We start from the raw sequence: 21,531 nt of genomic DNA, 5'->3' as shown, positions 1-21,531 counted from the left end.
TCCTGAGCCAGGATCAAACTCTCCATAATAGTTAAGTTTAAATCTTGTATTGCTCAAAAAACTAATAATTGACGTTTTACTTCATGTTTTGTTTAGTTTTCAAAGTTCACTTTGTCGCTCGTAAGCGACTTTCTTATATTAACATTTCACTTTATTCATTGTCAACAACTTTATAAAATTTATTTAAATTCTTTTAAACAAGCTTTATTTCGTTTCGTTGACGACGCTTAATAATATAACACGTGTTTAAAAGTAACGTCAACACTTTTATAGAATTATTTTATAAAAAAATTATCAAAGCTTTTTATAAAGGAAGTCTACTATAAACTTCAGTCAATATTATTTTCTTTTGTAACAACTCAGATCTTACACTCTCATTAAAATGCTTTGTAGATAATTCCTGTTCTATTTCTTTAATGGAACGTAAAACAAGAGATTCTATTTCCAGTACATGTTCTTTTCTTAAAAGAATACCATACATCTCTCCACCCCTTTTCAAAGCAATCACTAAGCAGATTTTTACTATTCTCTTACCTTTTTGGAATATGTAATATTTTTGATTTATAGCATACAAGCTTATTTGAGTTCATATCCTTTAACTAAGAACTTGTACAAGAAGGAAGGGGAGTTTATGCTTTTCTATTTTTATATCACCTCTAAAAGGAAATTAAAACAAATATCCTTAATAACTATTATTGCATTTTTTACAGCTTGCTTAGTTTATATACAAGCACCTAAAACATTCTCTACCTTTTCGACGAGTAAAGGACCTATGGCGATCTATAAGGGTGATGCATCTAGAAAGAATATCGCTTTAACGTTTGATATTAGTTGGGGAGATGAAAATGCTGTTAAAGTATTAGAAGTATTAAAAAACCAGAGAATCAATAATGCGACTTTTTTCTTATCCGCATCTTGGGCAGAGAGACATCCTGAGATTGTTGAAACAATTGTCAAACAAGGACACGAAATCGGAACACTAGGATATCGATATAAAAGCTACACACAACTAACGACATTAGAAATGCAACGCGATTTAAATAATTCAGATGAAGTATTTAAACGACTAGGCGTTAAAGACGTAAAACTGTTTAGACCGCCCAATGGAGAATTTAATAAAGAAGTCATTAAAGTTGCATCTCGATATAATCTTTCAGTTGTACATTGGAGTATAAATACTGAGGATTGGAGAAATCCGGGAACAAATCAAATTTTTGAAACAGTTAAAGAAAATACAAATCCAGGTGATATTATACTACTTCATGCTAGTGACTCTGCATTACAAACACCTAAGGCAATTCCGTTGATCATTTCCTATTTAAGAGATAAAGGATATAAAAACGTATCAGTCTCGCAAATGATATCAAATACGAAAACAAAAACGAAAGTTGTTAATTAAAGGATCTGTTCATATTTTTAATCGAGGATCAATCTAGTCTGCATCCTAAACAATGCTATTTAAAAACCTAATAAAAAAGCTAAGAGATATTTCTCTTAGCTTTTTAAAATTCTGTGTAAAGTTAATAATTGATATGTATTGCAAACAAATAATGGCACAGCCATTAAAATTAACCAAGATAGGTCATCTTGTCTTAATGCTGGGATCCATTCAACAATTGTTACAACTATCATAAAAAATAATGCTGGAATAAATGCACCTTTGTTTGTTTCCTTACTTTTGATATATGCTACAAGCAAACTACATACAAAAAGTATCACCGGGAATAAAATATAACCGACATATGAATCCCCATCTTTAGCAAATTCTATTAATCGGAAGTACGCAAGATCAAATAGTGCAAACATAATTAACCCAATTTGAATGACATTCCAGACTTGAGGAGATTTAAAAAATCCTAATCCGAATCTGTGAACTGTTAAATAAGCGAAAAACCCCATTTGGCTTACAGCACTGAAAACCAACCCTAATATAAATAACCACGATGCTTCCAAAAGTAACTTTGTAAATCGTAGATCCTGTAAATAACCGAAATACTCTTTATAACCGTAAAGCACACCTGTAATAATGGTACTAATTCCACCAACCAACAAGGTTGTAAAAAATAATCGAACCACTTTTCGACTCGTCATCTTTGCCATTCTATTCCTGCTCCCCCATACATTTAAAGCAAAACCGCTTTCATAATGATTAAACATTCTAACTTTATTTACTAAAAACTTACTTTTTAAACAAAATAAATACCCTAATAATTCTAAACATGTTTCTTACTTGGTATATGTAAAATCCATAACCAATACTATCATAAAAAACATGCTTAATAAATTAAAAGGGTAAAGATTCTGTCTTTATTTATTTAATACGATTTTTTCTACTACTTGTTTCGCAATATCTGTATATATTTTTCCTGTTGGATGATTTTGATCGTAAATTGATGGTGCGAAGTCTTCTTCATCCCAATCTGGTTGTTTTAATGGCAATTGTCCTAACAGTGTAGTTTGAAGCTCTTTAGCAAGCCTCTCTCCTCCACCTTTTCCAAAGACATATTCCTTTTCGCCAGTATTTTTACTTTCAAAATAACTCATATTCTCTACAACACCAATTACTTCATGGTTTGTTTTAAGCGCCATGACTCCCGCTCTTGCAGCTACTACTGATGCAGTAGGATGTGGAGTTGTTACGATGATTTCCTTACATGAAGGTAACATACTATGAACATCTAATGCTACATCCCCAGTTCCTGGTGGTAAATCTAACAGTAAATAATCTAGATCGCCCCATTCAACTTCAGTAAAGAATTGCTGTAGCATTTTACCAAGCATTGGACCTCTCCAAATAATTGGTGAATTGTCTTCAACAAAGAATCCCATTGAAATAACTTTTACACCAAAACGATCTACAGGTATGATTCGCTCTCCACGAATAACTGGTCTAGTTGTAATCCCCATCATATCAGGCACACTAAAACCATAGATATCAGCATCGATGATACCAACTTTTTTACCTATTCTTGCTAAGGCAACTGCTAAATTTACAGAAACAGTTGATTTACCTACACCACCTTTACCGCTGGCAATTGCGATAAATTCAACTTTTTTATTATCTAATAATGAAAGACTAGCTTCTTCTTGTCCTTCTTCACTTTGAGTAAACTGACTTTTCTCTTCTTCAGTAAACTCCGTAAAACGGATACCAACAGTATCAGCGCCATTTTGTTTTAACACTTGAACAATTTGTGTTTGAATTTGCATTTGTTCTGCTGTACCTGTTTTAAATAATGCAACTTTAACACTTACATGATTTTTCTCTTCTTTAATTGAAATTTCTTTTACTGCATTTAATTCTAAGAAAGATTTATTTATGAAAGGTTCATTAATTGTTCCTAAAAGTGACAATACTTGTTCGTTAGTAAGCATAATTACACCTCGTTATCTCAATATACTAAATAGTATAACACATGTGACATATATAGTCTTACGTAAATCTTTCTTAATAAAATGAAAACCACCGATTAATTCGGCGGTTCGTTTTTATCTGTATAATACCTTATTACTCCTCTGTATATTGCCGCCGCAAGCTGGTTCTGATACTCTTCATCGCGTAGTTGCTGGCTTTCTTCATAATTTGATAAAAATCCAACTTCAACGAGTGCACCAGGTACTTTTGAATACTTCATTAAATAAACATGATTAATAATCTTCGCTAAACGATGAGTATTATTTAGGCTCTCTCTAAGCTCCGCTTGAACATATTTAGCAAAGCGCTCATTTTCTATTAAAGATCCATAGTAAAAGGTTTGCGCTCCTTTAGAAGAAGTACCAGGTAAAGAGTTTAAATGCACTGATAAGTATAAGTCTGCATTAGAATTATTAATGATCTCTACTCTTCTTCTTAGGTCCATACTCTTTCTTCTACTGTAGCCCTTTAAGCCTTCTTCGGCTAAATCATAATCACCATCTCTTGTCATGATGACTGAAGCACCTTGCTCTTGTAAATAATCCCTTAGTTTATTCGTAATTGATAACGCAACAATTTTTTCAATTACATCACCACCAGAAGCCCCACCATCAGGACCACCATGCCCTGCATCTAAAACAATTACTTTCCCATCTAAAGGTAATCCTTTTAATGTCCATGTCTTAGATGTCTTTTGCAATAAAGGTATACATAAAATTACAAAAACAAATGTCACTATAATTACAATTAAATGCCATCTCTTCATTTTTTCTCCCCCTGATTGTCCTATAAAAAATATATGGGACAACTAGGGAGAATATGACTTACTTTGATAAGCGAAGTCTATGTCTTCTTTCACCTTTTACATATCCGTCTAACCACCAGTTATGTAAAAAAGATTTACATTGATTAAATGGTTCAGTTTGAATATCATCTCTTCGACCAAAAACAGAAGAATAAAATAAATACGCTAACCATTCTGTTTCTTTCGCTGATCGTTTCTTTACACTTTCAATTGGCTCACCATAAAAGCCGAACCTACTATATCTAGCTCCAAGTAGATACGTCTCTACAGCTAACTCAAAACAATAATCTTCCCTTGCTTTTCTTTGATGAGTATCCGCATCTATAAAATATGAAAATGAATCCTTTAATTGGGATTTTAGTTGCAAAATTTTCAATTCTTTCAATAAACTTTTTTCAAATGTAATTTGTTTAGCTCTTCTTTTTTCTCGAAAATTTGTAATAACATTCATGTTGAAACCTCCCCGTAGCAATAGTCTAAGACGAAAGGGGAATGTTCATTCAAAAAGTAGATACTTAATTTCTTCCATGTAAGAAGTAATAATTTTCATAAATCTTTATCGACAGTAAAAAGCCAATACTCTGAAGTAATTGGCTTTGCTTGTAGTTAATAGACTCGGACTGATCAAAAATGCTTGTCGTTCGTGGCCATAGCCGGATGTGCAGCTTAAGTTACCATTTGACGGTACATGAGTAACACAAGCAGGCGAATCAACGAAGAAAGCTATCGATCGGCGGTCGGTCTGAATGGCTTTACTTAAATGATTTCATTCTCTGAAGTAGCATTCCATCACTAGTTGGATTTTCTCCATAAATAAAATGAGGCATATGATATTTCAAGTACGTACCGTATTTACTGTTTGTATCCAATAATAATTCATCTACAAAATATGCTCCTTTTGTAAAAGAATCTAAAAATAAACTCGTAACTCCAGCATAAACACCACAAGCTACTTGAAGATACGTGGCATTCGTACCATAATTTTTAAATGCATACTCATTATTCATTACATTGTAAACAAATCTTTCTTTTTCTTCATATACAAGCAGTACACCTACTAAATCCTCACCATTTAAAGGTGCAGTTGAAGGATCAAGAAGCTTTTTATCAAAATCCATTATTTGTTCGACATTATTTAAGTTTTCTCGAATTAAATTTGTTGTGTGCTCATTTACACGATATAGAAATCCACTTTCTAAATTAAATAGTTTTCCGATGATAAATACTTCTTCATGCGGCATCAAACAGCCATAAAATTGTTTATCACCTAATGTTACTTTAAATTCCACCGAATAAACATTTTCATAAAGAAAAATTGGAATATCTTGTTTCACAAACATCGGAAAGCTAGTTACAGCTTCTTCTAAAAAACAAACTGGTGACCAAGTAGTGTAAATAGTATCTTTCTGAGCAACTGAGGGATCCTCATAAAAAGAATCATCATGTTCAACGATATAACATGCTTGAGGTTTTTCTGAAGGGTGTTGATTCATTAAATCAAGTGCCATCCACTGGACTATTCCTGGGTTCATTCCAGATCCAATAATAGCTGAGGTATTTTTGAATTTTCTTTTGTTTTCCTCAAAAATTCGCAAACGCTCTTTAAGTGGAAAACCGTTTTTTATACTTTCATCTTCATCTACAATTTCACTTTCTAACGCAGTGTTCACATATTTAATACCAAGCTCATTACAACACCTTAGCATTTCAACAGAATCCGCTCTTGAAACATCAATTACAAGCGACGTATTGGAATCAATTAAATGTTTGTTAAATGAATCCAAATTATTTAAATTCATTTCATGAAATGTCACACGGTCCATCAAAACTGGCATAATGTTTTCAAAATAAGATACGTCTTTTTGTTTAAGATCAATTAAATGAAATCTTGTACCTTGTAAGATGTGATAAAGTGGATCATCTTGATCTTGAAATGCTTTATTAAAAATCGATAGTACAGCCTTTGCTACGCCTCCTGAACTGCCTAAAAGTGTAATAACTGCATTCTTGTCCATTTCTTTCATATAAAACAACTCCATGAATTTGTTTAGTTCTTCGCATTACTTTATAATATGAATGCTTAGACAATCGTGTTTGGACAAGTATCATGAAAAATGGATTTTAAAATAACAGCAGTAACAAAAAAAACAATAAAAATGGCCCGTAACAAGATCGTTGTTAGGAGCCATTTTTCATTCATCATTATTTTTATTTCTCATCTGGTTTCTTTTCTTTCTCTTTTTCCTTTGATTTTACTTCTTCTATACATTTTTTCATCTCTTCTTCTCTTTTCTTTTCTCTTTCTCTTTCTAACTCCCACTCCCTATCTTTTTCCTTTTCATCTATCGGTACCAAAGTTGTACTTCTAATTGGCGTATTCCCTCTCATAATTGGTCCAAATGCCATGATTGAACGCCATTCATTTGGCGTTAATGAGCCACGGTCGACCATAACAGATAAACTTAACTTTGTAGCAATTGAGGCGAACTGCAAGTTAGATGTTTCAAAAATTATTCTATTTCCACTACTTCTTTCTCTACTCGAAAAAATCTTCCTAGTAAATTCATTGCTCATTTGAATGGCTAAAGGATCAATTACACTTTCATAATACGTATTCCATTCATTTTCATTATAAGATCCCTGAACAATTTTTTCGTTTGTATTAAAAAAATTATAAATGCGTCGTATCGCATCTAATGATCGTTGTGACTCTGGTACATAACTATCTGATTTAACCTGCTCTAATTCATAGCTAGGTTCAGATATACCTACTTTAACGCCCGCTCCTGTTATCTTCATATAATTATTAACAAATTCTGTTGCATTTTTCTCCATTTCAGACTGATCAAGTACTTCTTTAAAGTTTAATAGCCATTTTATCAAATGATTTCCATTTGTTTTTTGTACAACTGTGTCATCAATTGTATCAACTAGATCTAGTAGTGGTAATAAAGCATCGTAAGGGGGATCACCAAATAAATCATGATCATTAAAGTCTTGTCTTAAATGAATAATATCATCATACGGTAATGTAATAACCCTACCTGTTTTAAAAGTAAATTTTAAAAATATTACACCTTGTTTGTTTTCCAATACTTCAATTTTCGTACAAGGTATTGGAAAAATTTCAGATGGATAACCATATTCATTTCGCTTTATATATGCAAAGGCATTATTGTTTAATTCTAATTGAATCGCTAATTTCTCTTGAAGCATTTGCCCAGTCATAAATTGATTCGGTTCCTCAAGTACACTAATGATCCATGGGTCCGGATTTACTTTACATTCTTTTATATTTTCTCGAATATGTTTAGCTGTAAGTTTTCCAATTGCCCTCGCTTTTGGCCTAATACAAGCTCTGATCACATCACTTTTAAATAATTTGTCTCCTAAAGTAAAAAATCCTTCACCATCATCATTAAGCAAATTAAAATGAGCTAAGTTCGACGTATAGTTCTTTTTACCAAGTATCTTTTCAATTAAGCCCAATGGCTACCACTCCCAACTATTAGTAATAAAGGGTTAGGGATAAGGGTACATATCATAATCTATAAATTAAGATTTTTTAATTTTTATCTATTAAAATTATGACTTGGACAATTAGATTATTCCTTTTATTCCATAAAAAGACTCTCAACCAAAAAATAGTTGAGAGTTTTTTCACATCATCATGTTCCACAAAATGTTCGATATGGTTCATTTGATTGCTCAGGTAATGTTGCAAAAGCACATTGTTCAGGTGAATGTGCAAAAGGTTTAGAAAGCGCGCTTAGGAGCTTGGTCATCAAACTCAAGTCTCCTTTTTCTGCGGCTTCTAGTGCAGCCTCCACTTTATGATTACGAGGGATTAGGGCAGGATTGCTCGTTCTCATTAATTGAGTTGATTCGTCCTCTGTTTCCTTTTGACTGCTTTTTCTTGCTTGCCACTGTTCATTCCATTGTTCAAATTCTTGTGTCCCATAAAGTGTTGTATCCTCTGGCTTACCAAAAGTTAAGGAAACAAATGTGTTTGTATAGTCTGCTTTATATTTTTGCATCATATTTAGAAGATCTTCAATGAGGGATTCATCCTGCTCATCTTCGTTAAATAATCCTAGTTTTGCTCTCATTCCCATAAGCCAGTTTGAATGAAAGATCTCAATAAAATTCGAAACTTCAGCTTGGGCTAATTTCACAGCTTCTTCTTGATCCTCATGAAGTAAAGGCAGTAAAGTTTCGGCAAATCTAGCAAGATTCCAACCTGCAATAAGTGGTTGATTCCCATAAGCGTAGCGCCCTTGAGTATCTATTGAACTAAATACCGTTTCGGGATGATATGTATCCATAAAAGCACATGGTCCATAATCGATCGTTTCTCCACTAATTGTCATATTATCTGTATTCATTACTCCATGGATAAATCCTACCAACTGCCACTTGGCGATTAATTTCGCCTGACGCTGAATCACTTCTTGAAGTAGTGAAAGATAACGGTTTGGAGTATGTTCTATATCAGGATAGTGGCGCCCAATCGTATAGTCGGCTAGCGTCTTCAAATCCTCCGTACTGCCCCATTTTGATGCATATTGAAACGTTCCTACTCGAATATGACTAGCAGCTACACGTGTTAATATAGCGCCTGGCAACAAAGTTTCACGCCTAATGACGTCTCCTGTTAAAACCACAGCTAAACTCCGTGTTGAAGGAATTCCAAGTGCATGCATTGCTTCACTAATAATATATTCTCGTAACATCGGACCGATTGCGGCACGACCATCTCCACCTCTTGAATATGGCGTTCGACCAGGACCTTTTAGTTGAATATCAACCCGCTCACCTAAAGAGTTAATTTGCTCTCCTATTAATATTGCACGACCGTCACCTAACATGTTGAAATATCCAAATTGATGACCAGCATAAGCTTGTGCGAGCGGCATTGCACCTTCTGGTATTTGGTTACCTGAAAGAACTTCAATCCCTTCAGCACTTTCTAATGCCTGGATATCTAACCCAAGGTCTTTAGCTAATGAATCATTGAGAATCACTAACTTTGGCGAACTAGTTTTGGTTGGATTGATTTTCGTAAAGAACATTTCCGGAAGTCTAACATAGCTATTATCAAAGTTCCATCCAATATGGTGTTCATTTTTATTCGTCATCATATCTCCTTTTTATTTTATGCCTTTTTAAAATATATACTTCCTCTAAATATATCATACAAAAGAACAAGCTCATTTAATGAATGATTGTTATTCATAGCATTTATTGTTTTCTACTCAAAAGTTATTTATTCTCTAATCAATTCGTTCCAAAAGTGTTAAATCAATATAAAAAAGTCCCAACCCAAAAGGTTGAGAACGCATTTTTATTTTCTTTATTCTAATAACCTTCAGCTAGCATTTGTTTAGCCTCAAAATACAATACTTGAATAAACTTCTTAGCATTTACTCTTGTATGTGTTGATGACGTAAGAGATGTTGCAAGCTTTAATTCTGTCATTCGTTGACGCACTGTTTCAAAGTCAAAAAATTTTGAAGCATAGTTCTCAAATTTAGGATTCGCAAAGTCAGTAAGACCAATTGATGCCATATGGTTTAATGATTGATTAATTGCACGACGAACACGTTGTTCGGAAGCTTTCCTTTCTCTGTCTACATCCTCTTGTGTAGCACTCATACCTAATTTCTTCAAACTTATATGAGTATGAATATCCTTAAGAGTAGGGAACCCCGCCTCAAAGGTAAGATTTGCTTCATATTCAAATATATAATTGATCATATCGAGTAGGTCCTTGCTGCCATTTTCTCCAGCTATGCCAAGCTCAGATAAAAGAACTTGTCCCCAATCTGTAATCTTCTTTTTATCAGAAAGAGGTTTTTGATTATGTGATGAGTTCCATTCAAATACATTGCTAAGTGATTTTTGAATATCTTTTATAGATCGTTCTAATCTGATCCGTTCCATCACCTTTCTTATAACCGATATTACTTCAATTTTATTCAAAGGCTTTGTGATGTAATAATCTATTCCGAGAGAATATGACTCTCCAATGAGCTCTTTAGATTCTACTTGAGAAATCATAATGATTTTCCCTTTAAAAGATGGCCCTATATTTCGAATCGTTTCAATTCCATCTTGATTTGGCATGAGCAAATCGATAAATAGAATATCTACTTGTCTTAATGCTAAAGTATGCGCATCTAGAAACGAACCATCTTCCGCTTCGCCAACAACTTCTCCCAACTCTTCGTCTTCTATAATTTGTGACAACATTGAACGAAAAACTTCATCGTCGTCTGTGATATAAAAAAGCATAAACTCAACCTTTCTCGACTAGACTTCGAACCGGTAGTCGGATCATGAAAATACATTCGTGCTCTTTTTGACTAAGTGTTACTTCTCCTCCTAATTCCTCTGCCATTTCTTTTATATAAGATAGACCTATCCCTGTTGATGGTGTTCCATCTCCTCTATATTTTGAGGTGAACCCAGGTTTAAAAATAAGCTCGGTATATTTTGAAGGAACTCCTGGACCATTGTCACTTACTTTACATTCAATCCAATCGTCGTCAGCTTTATCAATTGAAATCATAATCGTCCCTATATTTTCAATTGCTTCAACTGCGTTAGCAACTAAATTGTTGATAAAGGATAGCATTAAGTAAATATGATAATTCGAATGTTTACCGTTTATTTTAGAATCAAACTCTATTTTCTTTCCTAGTAGTGCCGCATACTTCTGATTGCTTCTAATAATAATAAGCGCTAATTCATTTACATTCATATATTCTGGCAAGCTTTCACTTGAAATGAGCTTTGAAAGACCTGCAAAGATTCTCTGATTATCCTTTTTTATTTCATGTACTTCTCCTGCGATTCGCAAGGCTCTTTTTCCCCACTCTTCAATTGGATACCCTTGATCAGGATTAACTTGATTCATATTACGATATAAATGATAGGATTCCTTTGTGATTGTCTCTGCATTTTGTAGCGTCTTTTTCAAATAAACAGACTCAACATATAAATTGGAAAGGTGCATGAGCATATTCTCATTCTCTCTCCGGGTTTGCGATTCTTTTAATCTTAGTTCGTACAGTTTCATCATATTAATAAAAGCTAAAACAAAAAAGCTTCGAAATATAGCAATAATAATAATTTTGTTTAATTCACCTACCGTAAGTTCTGAACCGATTCCAATCAGTTGGAGTATTAGCTCTAAAAGACTAGATGCAATTTCGATTGTAATGCCGAAAAAGCCAATCAGTAAAGGATGTTGGAAACGATTTACTCTGAGTAGGTAAAACAGAAAGGCATACATTAGATAGTAAAAAAACGTCGGGTATCTTATAGAGAATGAACTATCTAGACTAAAATCTGCCAAAACCACCCAGTCCAAACCAACACGAAAGATAAAAACGGCCGCTCCTACAAAAAGCCCTAAAAAAAAGGGTGAAATTTTTCTAAAGTACAATAAAGAAAAAAAGAAAATAGGCGTTCCAAAACTGACACGAAATATATTATCGAATGGATGAAAGTTTAATTCACCCGCAATCGGTACGATAATCATTAAAGCAATAACAATCCAGACGTCCTTGTCTTGAAGTTGATCTGGCTTCAATTCTGATACTCCCCGATTTATGCCAAGAGTACTTCGTTTTGGATTTATAAACACAGTTGCCCTCCATACACTACGTAATTTAATAAGAAAATACAGCTTGTTCATTTAAACAAGCTGTACCGGTACTTTCTATACTATCCAATATAAGCGTTTGTTACAGCTTTAATAGGTCGATATTCAGGTTCCCACATGGCATTTCTTACAGCTTGTTGAATATCATCATGCAGAACGCGAGCTACACCATCAGCTACAGCTGCTTTTGCTACTTCTATCGCAACGACTTCAGAAATTTCACGAAGATTTTCAATTTGCGGAAGTAAAGGTGCACCTAATTTACTAACGTCAATCATCGAAGCCACAGCTTCTGCAGCCGCTGCAAACATTCCGTCAGTTATAATGCGTGCACGAGAAACATTCGTTCCAAGACCAAGCCCTGGGAAAATTAAAGCATTATTAGATTGTCCAATCACATAAACTGTTTTATTATATGTGACATTAGGAAATGGACTACCAGTTGCCACTAAAGCTCTTCCCTCTGTCCAATGAATTAAATCAGCAGGTTTTGCCTCTGCAAGAGGTGTCGGATTAGACATAGGCATAATAACAGGTCTTTCAACATGTGCTGCCATTTCCTTTACTATCTCTTCAGTAAAAGCCCCAGCTACTGTTGATGTACCAATTAAAATAGTCGGATGAACTTGACCAACAACTTCTGCTAAGCTTGCTCCTGAATTATTCTCATCTATTGGGCGTGCATATGGTCGCTGGAAGTCGTATAACTCCATATCCTCTGAAAGTAAACCATTTCGGTCAATACACCAAAATCTTCTGTTAGCAGCTTCCCATGAAAGCCCCTCGCGTACCATTGCATCACGAACTTGATCGGCTATTCCAATTCCCGCTGTCCCCGCTCCAAACACTACAATACGATGTTCGCTTAACGGAATATCAGAAGCACGTACTGCGGCTAACACAGCAGCTAGCGAAACAGCTCCAGTGCCTTGAATATCGTCATTAAATGTACACACACTATCTCGATACTTCTCTAATATATCTCGCGCATTTTGTGTGCCAAAATCTTCCCAATGTAATAATGCATTAGGAAATCTTCTTACTACAGTACTCACAAACTTCTCAATGAAATCATCATAAATATCAGAACGCACACGAGGATGGCGATTTCCAATATAAAATGGGTTGCTTAAAAGCTCTTCACGGTCTGTACCCACATCTAATATGACAGGAAGTACTCTCGCAGGATCGATTCCAGCAGCCGCTGTATAAACGGCTAATTTTCCAATTGCGATATTGATGCCGCCAACTCCCCAGTCACCAATTCCTAAAATACCTTCTCCATCGGTAATAACAACTAAATCAATATCTTCTGCACTAGCACCAAAATTATCAATTGCTTGTTCAATGCCATCAAAATCATTGATTGATAAATACATCCCACGAGGTCGGCGATATTCATTACTAAAACGTTTGATTGCCAAACCAACTGTTGGAGTATAGACAATCGGAAGCATTTCAGGTAAATGATCTGTCAACACACGATAAAATAGTATTTCATTTCGATCATGTAATGCAGATAGCGTTACATTTTTATGCAAATCAGTCGGTTGCGAAGAAAACTGCTCGTAAGCGCGTCGTGCCTGCTCATCTAAAGACAATACTGCTGGTGGCAGTAATCCAGTTAATCCTAATTCCTTTCGCTCCTCTTCAGTAAAAGCAACGCCTTTATTTAATAACGGGATAGCCATTAGTTCGGCACCACGTAAGGTAGTTTTTACTTCCCCATTAGAGTCTACCTTAAATTTATACATATAATCCCTTCCTTTTTTCCAATCATCATTCATTCATTTAGTTATTTTTTATATGAACCCATTAAGTAGATTTAATTTATGTTAAGCAAAAAAAGGGCTTTTTCGCCCTCTTTTGCTGATTCAGTTCATTACTGTCTATCTAATAGAGATGCACCCGCAATACCTGGGTGAGTCATTTCATAAGGATCTAGAATTAAATCAAGTTCTTCTTCTGTTAACACATCATATTTTAAGCAAAGCTCACGAATCGGTTGACCAGTTAAAATTGCTTCTCGTGCAATTCGAGCCGCAACTTCATAGCCAATATGCGGATTAACAGCAGTGATAATCCCTACGCTCTTTTCTACATATTCTTTTACTCTTTCTTCATTCGCTTCAATGCCCTTTAAGCAGTAATCTGTAAATGCACGGAATGCATTATTCATAATATTGATTGATTGAAGTAAGTTGAAAACAAGTACTGGCTCCATAACATTTAGTTCTAATTGACCTGCTTCAGATGCCAAACAAATTGTATGATCGTTTCCAATTACTTGGAATGCCACTTGATTAATAACTTCAGCCATAACTGGGTTTACTTTTCCAGGCATAATTGAAGAACCAGGTTGACGTGCAGGTAATGTAATCTCTCCTAAACCTGCTCGAGGACCTGATGCCATTAATCGTAAATCATTCGCAATTTTGGACATGTTCATCATACATACTTTAAGTGAAGCTGATACTTCCGTGTAGGAATCTGTATTTTGAGTTGCATCTACAAGATGTTCTGCACCTACAAGTGATAAACCACTAATTTCAGCAAGATGTTTTACGACAAGCTCAATATAGCGAGGATCAGCGTTCAAGCCTGTCCCTACCGCTGTTGCCCCCATATTTACTTCATATAAGTGCTGGCGTGATTGCTTGATACGTTTGATATCGCGAGCAATTACTCGAGCATAAGCCTCAAACTCTTGACCTAAACGAATTGGAACAGCATCCTGCAAGTGAGTACGACCCATTTTGATGACATGATCAAATTCTTTTGCTTTTGACTCAAAAACCTCATGCATATATTCCATTGTTTTTAATAATTTTTCTAGCATATTTAAAGTTGCAATGTGAATTGCAGTCGGAAAAGCATCGTTTGTAGACTGTGACATATTTACATGGCTATTGGGACTAATACAGAAATAGTCTCCTCTTTCTTTACCAATCAATTCTAGAGCACGATTGGCAATGACTTCATTCGCATTCATGTTCATTGAAGTACCCGCACCACCTTGAATTGGGTCAACAATGAAATGATCATGCCATTTGCCATCAATGATTTCTTGAGCTGCATTTACAATGGCCATAGCATTTCCTTCATAAAGGCGCTTTGTTTCCATATTTGCAAGAGCTGCAGCTTTTTTAACAACAGCCAAAGCTTTAATTAATTCTTCATGAATTTTATATCCTGTAATCGGAAAGTTTTCAACAGCACGTAATGTTTGGATCCCATAATAAGCATCCGCAGGCAATTCTTTTTCCCCTAGAAAATCTTTCTCTAACCGAATATTAGGTTTAGTTTCAGTAAATGTCATCGCACTCTTCTCCAATCTTTACGCAACTTTTGATTCCTTAACAGAATTCATATATTGTTGCGCTTTATCTTTATCAAATTCGCCTTCCCATTTCGCCATCGTAATGGCTGCTAATGAGTTTCCTAATACGTTTACAGCTGAGCGAATCATATCTAAAATACGGTCTATTCCCGCAATTAATGCGATTCCCTCTAATGGTAATCCCATTGAACCTAGTGTTGCCAGTACAACAACGAACGATGCACCAGGAACACCTGCCATACCTTTTGAGGTTAACATAAGTACAAATAATAATGTAACTTGTTCAAAAAAGGACATGTGTATATTATACATCTGTGCAACAAAAAGTGAAGCAAGTGCTTGATAAATTGCAGAACCAGTTAAGTTAAATGTATATCCAGTCGGAATAACGAATGAAACAATTGCTTTCGGACAGCCAAATTGCTCCATTTTTTTCATAATGTTTGGAAGCACTGCTTCAGAACTCGCTGTTGTAAATGAAAGGATTAGTTCTTCCTTTAAAATTTTAATTAGCGTAAAAATATTTGTTCCTGCCATTTTTGCATTAATACCTAAAATGACAATTGCGAAAAACAGAACAGTTAAATACACGGCTAATACAAGTTTTCCTAGCGGAAGCAATGTACTTACGCCGAACTTAGCAACCGTTACAGCTATTAACGCAAATACCCCAAATGGAGCAGCCTTCATTACTTGGTTTGTAACCCAAAACATTGCTTCTAATACACCTTCAAAGAAATGTAATACTGGCTTACCTTTGTCTCCAATTGCAGCAACCCCTAAACCAAATAGAACTGAGAAGAAAATAATCGGTAAAAGGTCGCCTTGTGACATAGATTCAAACACATTCTTTGGAAAAATATGAACAATCGTCTCTGCGAAGCCTTTGTTTTGTGTAGCAGTAGCTGTTTGTTCGTATGCGGAAATATCTCCTTTTTGAAGATGATCCATATCAATTCCTGTACCAGGATGGAACAAGTTAGCAGCCAATAATCCAATTCCTAATGCAATCGTTGTGATTACTTCGAAATAAAGTAGCGTTTTACCACCAAGTTTTCCTAACTTTTTTATATCACCCACACCTGCAACTGCAACAATCAGTGCTGCTATTACAATCGGCATAACAATCATTTTTATTAAGTGAATGAATATATCACCAATCGGTGCAATATAAGCTATTGCTGTTTCGTTTCCGTAAAATATAGCCCCAACCACGATTCCTAATATAAGAGCAACAAAAATTTGCGTAGCTAATCCAAATTTCTTCATGAACATCCCCCTTGTGAACGCTTTCAAATTAAAATAATTAATACTTAACTAAGTCTAAAAGTAAAACTACAAAACAATACAGAAACCTACAGAATGATTCGAAAAAATTTTGAGGAACAAAAAAGCCCAACCAATTGGTTGGGCTTACTAGAATAATTCGTATATCATTCACGTATTTATAATAAACATACTGATTGTAAATGAAAAAAGCTCTTCCCCACTGAGTGGAAAAGAGCCTTGTAAAAATAAAATTAACGTTTTGAGAACTGAGGAGCTCTACGTGCACCTTTAAGACCGTATTTTTTACGCTCTTTCATACGTGCATCACGAGTTAATAATCCAGCGCGTTTTAAAGTTCCGCGGTATTCAGGATCAACTTGTAATAATGCTCTAGAGATACCGTGACGAATTGCACCAGCTTGACCAGTGTATCCACCGCCGTTAACGTTTACTAGAATATCATAGCTACCTAAAGTTTCAGTTGCAACAAGTGGTTGTTTAACAACTTCTCTTAATGCAGCGAATGGGATGTAATCTTCAAAATCACGACCGTTAATGATAACGCGTCCTTCGCCAGGAACTAAACGTACACGAGCTACTGAGCTTTTACGACGTCCTGTGCCATAGTATTGTACTTGTGCCATGTGAATGCCCTCCTTTTATTATTATCCGCGAAGTTCGTAAACTTCTGGTTTTTGTGCTTGGTGTGGATGCTCGTTACCAGCATACACGTGTAATTTTTTAACTTGAGCACGTCCAAGACGTCCTTTTGGAAGCATACCTTTAACAGCTAATTCAAGCATTTTAACTGGGTAGTTAGTACGCATTTCTAAAGCAGTACGCTCTTTTAAACCACCAGCATACATTGTGTGACGGTAGTAAATTTTGTTGTTTAATTTATTTCCTGTTAATTCAACTTTCTCAGCATTGATGATGATTACGTTATCACCTGAGTCAATGTGTGGTGTGAAAGTTGGTTTGTGTTTTCCACGAAGTAAAGCAGCTACTTCAGTTGCAAGACGACCTAAAGTTTTACCTTCAGCGTCAACAACGAACCACTTACGTTCAACTTCGCTAGCTTTTGCCATATAAGTTGTGCGCATTCTATTTTCCTCCTAATACAATATACATAAAGTAAAATTGTTTTTATTGTTTATCTTAACACGACTGGTTCCGGGGCTAATCGTGGTTCTTAAAACAATACCGTATTTAATATTAAACAATCTACCTTCTAATGTCAAGCAAATGTTACACCAGGATTAGTTGTTATAATCTACTTTCCATAAAAATAATCCCTGAGGCGGTGAAGTCTTGCCAGCAAAGCTTCGATCACGCGCTTCTAAAGCGATTTTCACACTCAGTACATCGCGTTTTCCTTGCCCCACTTCGAGTAATGTTCCAACAATTATCCTTACCATATTATAAAGAAAACCATTTCCGACAAGCTTAATAACGATTCCTTGTTCTTCTTTCGTAATCGTTCCTTCATAAATTGTCCGAACTTTATCTTGTATATCAGTATTTGAAGCACAGAATGAACTGAAGTCATGGGTTCCAATTAAGTATTGAAGTGCTTCCTGCATCTTTCCAAAATCTAGCTCGTATGGAAAAAAATAATGTTGGTTTCTCGAAAAAATATTTTCTTCCGTTTCATTCCAAATTACATATCTGTATTCTTTTTGAACAACATCAAAGCGTGAATGAAACGTCGGATCTACGATCGTAACTGACTTAATATATATATCCTTTGGTAATTGTGCATTTAATGCCTTTTTCCATTGGTCTGGTTCTAGATTATATTCACTATCAAAATGAATAACTTGTCCAACTGCATGTACTCCTGTGTCTGTACGACCAGAAGCGTGGATACGTATTGGCATTCCCTTATGCATCCTAGTCAGTACTTTTTCAATATCTGTTTGAACAGTACGTTGATTAGGTTGAACTTGATACCCATTAAAAAGTGTACCTTCATATGCGATTATACATTTTATACGATTCATTTCACTTCTCCATTACTTACGTAAAAACAGTAATAATAAAAATAGAATGACTAAAATAACAAGACATAAAGTATCACTCATTTTCCACTTCATGATTCGAAACTTAGTTCTTCCTTCTCCACCTTGATATCCTCTGGCCTCCATCGCAATAGCTAAGTCCTCAGCCCTCTTAAAAGAATGAATGAATAATGGTACTAGTAATGAAACTAATGCCTTTAGACGCTCTTTTATAGGCCCTGAAGAAAAATCTACTCCTCTTGACGACTGAGCCTTCATAATCTTTTCAGTTTCCTCCATCAAAGTCGGAATAAAACGTAACGAAATTGACATCATTAAAGCCATTTCGTGAACAGGCAAACCAAATCGCTTAAAAGGATGGAATAATGATTCTAAACCATCAGTTATTTCGATTGGGTTCGTTGTTAAAGTTAGTATTGTTGTAATTGAAACTAGAAGGAAAAATCGGACTGATATAAAAATCCCTTGAATGATTCCTTCTTTATGAATTTCTAACCAACCATATTCATATAGTAGTGGCCCTTCTTTATTTGTAAAAACATGAAGAATAAACGTAAATAAAACTAACCACCAAATTGTTTTGAGACCTCTTATATAGTAGCTTATAGGTACTTTTGACAATAGAACTGAGGTCATCACAAATACGAATAAGATAGAATACGTTATTAAATTATTTGCAAAGAAGACAATAAAAATAAAAAGGAACATCGTCAGAAGCTTAGCTCTTGCATCTAAACGATGAATCAGCGAATCAATTGGTATATATTTACCGATAATTAAACCATTCATGTAGTTTCCCCATTGTAAAGATTTGCTATATAATCTGCAAGTTGCTCTAATGTTAAACTTGTAGCTTGTTTCTCGATACCTAACCTACGATTTAATTCTTGATGGAATTTTAATGATAAAGGGATTTGTAATCCGATTGCTTCTAATTCCTTCTCATATGAGAATACCTCTAACGGGCTTCCTTTTAAGTATGTAGTGCCCTTTTGAAGCACGTGAATCATATCAGCGTATCTTGCAGCATCTTCCATGCTATGTGTCACTAAGATGATTGTAAGGCCATTTTCTTTATGTAATTGATAAAACATATCCATAAGCGCTTTTTGACCACTAGGATCAAGTCCAGCAGTTGGCTCATCTAATACAAGTACATCCGGCTCCATCGCTAATACGCCAGCAATGGCAATTCTCCTCATCTGTCCACCACTTAACTCAAAAGGTGACTTCAATAAGTAATCTTCGTTTAATCCTACTTTTTCGATTAAGATTCTCGCTCTTTTTTTTGCTTCTTCTTCTGAAACACCAAAATTCATAGGTCCAAAACAAATATCTTTTTCTACTGTTTCTTCAAATAATTGTTGTTCTGGAAACTGAAAAACTAATCCCACTTTTTTACGTAGTGATTTTAATTTCTTATTTTTTTTATCTGAATTGAGGGTAATATCATCTATTCTAGCTATCCCCTCAGTAGGTTGTAAGAGGCCATTTAAATGTTGTAGAAAAGTTGATTTACCTGAGCCTGTGTGACCTATTACAGCGTAGTAAGAACCATCAGGAATGGAAACATCTATTTCATGTAATGCACGATACGAAAAAGGCGTATTAGGCTGATAGGTATATCCTACTTTTTCAAAAGTAATTTGCATAATTCGCTCACCAAACTTTCTTGCGCTAAATGGTCTTGCTTAATAGGTAAACCCTTGTCTACTAGTAGCTTAGAAAGGTTATTTGTAAAAGGAGATGCTAATCCAAGTGATTCTAGTGAATATTCGGTTGTTAAGAGTTCCTCGGGCGTCACACTTTGAACTAGATGACCATCATGCATAATTAATATACGATCAGCGTGTACTGCTTCTTCGATATCATGTGTAATCGATATAACAGTCATATTAATGTCCTTATGTAGGTTACGGATTGTTTCAATCACTTCTTTGCGTCCAAATGGATCTAACATAGAAGTTGCCTCATCCAAAATTAATATACTCGGTTGTATAGCAAGAGCACCTGCAATAGCAACTCTTTGTTTTTGGCCACCAGAGAGAGAATGTGGCTCATGTAGTTTAAATTCCATCATATTAACGATGTTTAACACTTCTTGAACTCTGCGATCCATTTCGGCCTTTTCAATGCCATGGTTTTCTAATCCAAAAGCTATATCATCTAATACAGTTGTTCCAACAAACTGATTATCAGGATTTTGAAACACCATTGCTATTCTTTTTCGTACGTCCCATATCGTTTCCTCAGCTAAAATAATTTCATCATCTATTGTAATAGTACCTTCTTCAGGAAGAATAAGACCATTTAATAATTTAGCTAAAGTTGACTTACCTGATCCATTTCTCCCTACAATCGCGATCCATTCATTTTCTTTTATTTCAAAAGATACTGAGTGAACTGCATTTGTTTGGGCATTTGGATATTTAAAGGATATATTATCTACTTTAATACTATCTTTTCTCATGATTTCACCTATAATTCTTGTTTGTTTATAGATATATAATAGTCTAAAAGTAAATATAAAAAAAGGGCAACGACATGTTTGCAATAAACGTCGAGCCCTTTAGTAACGAATATTAAACTAATTCGATAACAACCATTGGTGCTGCGTCTCCACGACGAGGACCGATTTTAGCGATACGAGTGTATCCACCTTGGCGCTCAGTGTAACGAGGAGCAACGTCAGCGAATAATTTTTGTAATGCGTCTTGACCAGTCTCAGCGTTAGCAACTTCATTACGGATGTAAGCAGCAGCTAGACGACGAGCGTGTAAGTCTCCACGTTTACCTAAAGTAATCATTTTTTCAACAACAGAACGTAATTCTTTCGCACGAGTTTCAGTTGTTTGAATACGTTCGTTGATGATTAAGTCAGTAGCTAAGTCACGTAACATAGCTTTACGTTGTGAACTGGTACGTCCTAATTTTCTGTATCCCATTTCTAGTTCCCTCCTTTGTAGGTAGTATCAAAATTGGGTCATATAGACTAGATGAAGAGAACGCCTC

The 21,531-nt window shown here is 35.0% G+C and carries 21 protein-coding genes; 1 reads left to right on the top strand and 20 read right to left on the bottom strand.

All coding sequences use genetic code 11. From position 1 onward, the window contains the following. Nucleotides 1-304: 304 nt before the first annotated feature. Nucleotides 305-508, bottom strand: a complete 204-nt coding sequence (locus CAB05_RS22255; protein ID WP_158093323.1) for a hypothetical protein — start codon at nt 506-508, stop codon at nt 305-307. A gap of 123 nt (nt 509-631) precedes the next feature. Here CAB05_RS22255 and pdaB point away from each other — a divergent pair, with 123 nt between their 5' ends. Beyond that, a complete protein-coding gene (gene pdaB, locus CAB05_RS20585; protein WP_088003873.1) occupies nt 632-1,399 on the top strand; it encodes a polysaccharide deacetylase family sporulation protein PdaB in 768 nt (255 codons plus the stop codon). Nucleotides 1,400-1,494: 95 nt separating this feature from the next. Here pdaB and CAB05_RS20580 read toward each other — a convergent pair whose 3' ends face one another. From CAB05_RS20580 to rplQ, 19 genes are all read right to left on the bottom strand, one after another. Then, complete coding sequence (locus tag CAB05_RS20580) at nt 1,495-2,091, bottom strand: KinB-signaling pathway activation protein (protein ID WP_088003879.1); 597 nt, start codon at nt 2,089-2,091, stop codon at nt 1,495-1,497. 216 nt (nt 2,092-2,307) lie between these two features. Beyond that, complete coding sequence (salA, locus tag CAB05_RS20575; protein WP_088003870.1) at nt 2,308-3,375, bottom strand: iron-sulfur carrier protein/transcriptional regulator SalA; 1,068 nt, start codon at nt 3,373-3,375, stop codon at nt 2,308-2,310. A 95-nt stretch (nt 3,376-3,470) separates the two neighbouring features. Beyond that, the gene (cwlD, locus tag CAB05_RS20570; RefSeq protein WP_088003868.1) at nt 3,471-4,181 is read right to left on the bottom strand and encodes an N-acetylmuramoyl-L-alanine amidase CwlD; all 711 of its coding nucleotides are present in this window, start codon (nt 4,179-4,181) and stop codon (nt 3,471-3,473) included. Between the two features lie 58 nt (nt 4,182-4,239). Beyond that, entirely contained in the window at nt 4,240-4,671 is a 432-nt protein-coding gene (locus CAB05_RS20565) for a DUF2521 family protein (protein ID WP_088003865.1), read from the bottom strand. A gap of 301 nt (nt 4,672-4,972) precedes the next feature. Further along, entirely contained in the window at nt 4,973-6,244 is a 1,272-nt protein-coding gene (locus tag CAB05_RS20560; protein WP_088003863.1) for an S-adenosylmethionine decarboxylase related protein, read from the bottom strand. A 184-nt stretch (nt 6,245-6,428) separates the two neighbouring features. Further along, nucleotides 6,429-7,709: a phage portal protein gene (locus CAB05_RS20555; RefSeq protein WP_088003861.1), complete on the bottom strand. Its 1,281-nt coding sequence runs from the start codon at nt 7,707-7,709 to the stop codon at nt 6,429-6,431. 179 nt (nt 7,710-7,888) lie between these two features. Then, nucleotides 7,889-9,358, bottom strand: a complete 1,470-nt coding sequence (locus tag CAB05_RS20550) for a protein adenylyltransferase SelO (RefSeq protein ID WP_088003859.1) — start codon at nt 9,356-9,358, stop codon at nt 7,889-7,891. A 220-nt stretch (nt 9,359-9,578) separates the two neighbouring features. After that, complete coding sequence (locus CAB05_RS20545) at nt 9,579-10,514, bottom strand: response regulator (protein ID WP_088003857.1); 936 nt, start codon at nt 10,512-10,514, stop codon at nt 9,579-9,581. Nucleotides 10,515-10,518: 4 nt separating this feature from the next. Then, entirely contained in the window at nt 10,519-11,817 is a 1,299-nt protein-coding gene (locus CAB05_RS20540; RefSeq protein WP_088003877.1) for an ATP-binding protein, read from the bottom strand. A 134-nt stretch (nt 11,818-11,951) separates the two neighbouring features. Then, on the bottom strand, nt 11,952-13,643 hold the full coding sequence (locus CAB05_RS20535; RefSeq protein ID WP_088003855.1) for an NAD-dependent malic enzyme: 1,692 nt from the start codon (nt 13,641-13,643) through the stop codon (nt 11,952-11,954). Between the two features lie 128 nt (nt 13,644-13,771). After that, entirely contained in the window at nt 13,772-15,208 is a 1,437-nt protein-coding gene (aspA, locus tag CAB05_RS20530; RefSeq protein WP_088003853.1) for an aspartate ammonia-lyase, read from the bottom strand. Nucleotides 15,209-15,226: 18 nt separating this feature from the next. Next, nucleotides 15,227-16,498, bottom strand: coding sequence for a cation:dicarboxylate symporter family transporter (locus CAB05_RS20525; protein ID WP_088003851.1), 1,272 nt, complete (start codon nt 16,496-16,498; stop codon nt 15,227-15,229). Between the two features lie 251 nt (nt 16,499-16,749). Next, nucleotides 16,750-17,142, bottom strand: a complete 393-nt coding sequence (gene rpsI / locus CAB05_RS20520) for a 30S ribosomal protein S9 (protein WP_056467505.1) — start codon at nt 17,140-17,142, stop codon at nt 16,750-16,752. Nucleotides 17,143-17,163: 21 nt separating this feature from the next. After that, entirely contained in the window at nt 17,164-17,601 is a 438-nt protein-coding gene (gene rplM, locus CAB05_RS20515) for a 50S ribosomal protein L13 (protein ID WP_088003849.1), read from the bottom strand. 156 nt (nt 17,602-17,757) lie between these two features. Further along, nucleotides 17,758-18,501, bottom strand: a complete 744-nt coding sequence (truA, locus tag CAB05_RS20510) for a tRNA pseudouridine(38-40) synthase TruA (protein WP_088003847.1) — start codon at nt 18,499-18,501, stop codon at nt 17,758-17,760. A 12-nt stretch (nt 18,502-18,513) separates the two neighbouring features. Further along, complete coding sequence (gene cbiQ / locus CAB05_RS20505; protein WP_088003845.1) at nt 18,514-19,308, bottom strand: cobalt ECF transporter T component CbiQ; 795 nt, start codon at nt 19,306-19,308, stop codon at nt 18,514-18,516. Further along, entirely contained in the window at nt 19,305-20,171 is an 867-nt protein-coding gene (locus CAB05_RS20500) for an energy-coupling factor ABC transporter ATP-binding protein (RefSeq protein WP_088003843.1), read from the bottom strand. The genes cbiQ and CAB05_RS20500 overlap by 4 nt, the downstream gene beginning before the upstream one ends. Further along, nucleotides 20,147-20,989: an energy-coupling factor ABC transporter ATP-binding protein gene (locus CAB05_RS20495; protein ID WP_088003841.1), complete on the bottom strand. Its 843-nt coding sequence runs from the start codon at nt 20,987-20,989 to the stop codon at nt 20,147-20,149. Before CAB05_RS20495 ends, CAB05_RS20500 begins: the two co-directional genes overlap by 25 nt. 112 nt (nt 20,990-21,101) lie before the next feature. Further along, nucleotides 21,102-21,464 carry a 50S ribosomal protein L17 gene (gene rplQ, locus CAB05_RS20490; RefSeq protein WP_088003839.1) on the bottom strand — a complete coding sequence of 121 codons (363 nt, stop codon included), beginning with the start codon at nt 21,462-21,464 and terminating at the stop codon, nt 21,102-21,104. Between the last annotated feature and the right edge of the window lie 67 nt (nt 21,465-21,531).

Source organism: Gottfriedia solisilvae, assembly GCF_002128405.1.
GTDB lineage: Bacteria > Bacillota > Bacilli > Bacillales > Bacillaceae_G > Gottfriedia > Gottfriedia solisilvae.
Note: the sequence above shows the minus strand (reverse complement) of the source record. Positions and strands in the feature narration are given on the sequence as shown.